We start from the raw sequence: 237 nt of genomic DNA, 5'->3' as shown, positions 1-237 counted from the left end.
GCAGATGGACTCACCTTGCTTTGACAGAGTTGTAGCCAAACAAACTGGGCGACCAGGCTACCATCCAGCAACCTTATTAAAACTTTATATTTATGGTTACCTTAACCGCATCCAATCTTCTCGTAGGCTAGAAAAAGAAACACATCGCAACGTTGAGCTGACGTGGTTACTGGAACGATTGACGCCAGACTTTAAACCATCGCAGATTTTAGAAAAACCAACGGTACAGGTATAAAG

Annotated in this window: 1 pseudogene; it reads left to right on the top strand. The window is 43.0% G+C overall.

Annotated features, from left to right (window positions below):
- Positions 1-237: pseudogene (locus tag AAEZ18_RS19650) on the top strand (transposase); the annotation flags it as partial.

The organism is Pseudoalteromonas sp. 19-MNA-CIBAN-0066 (assembly GCF_040308705.1).
GTDB classification, from domain to species: Bacteria; Pseudomonadota; Gammaproteobacteria; order Enterobacterales; family Alteromonadaceae; genus Pseudoalteromonas; species Pseudoalteromonas nigrifaciens.
The sequence above is the reverse complement of the archived record's forward strand: the minus strand, read 5'-3'. Positions and strand labels throughout refer to the sequence as shown.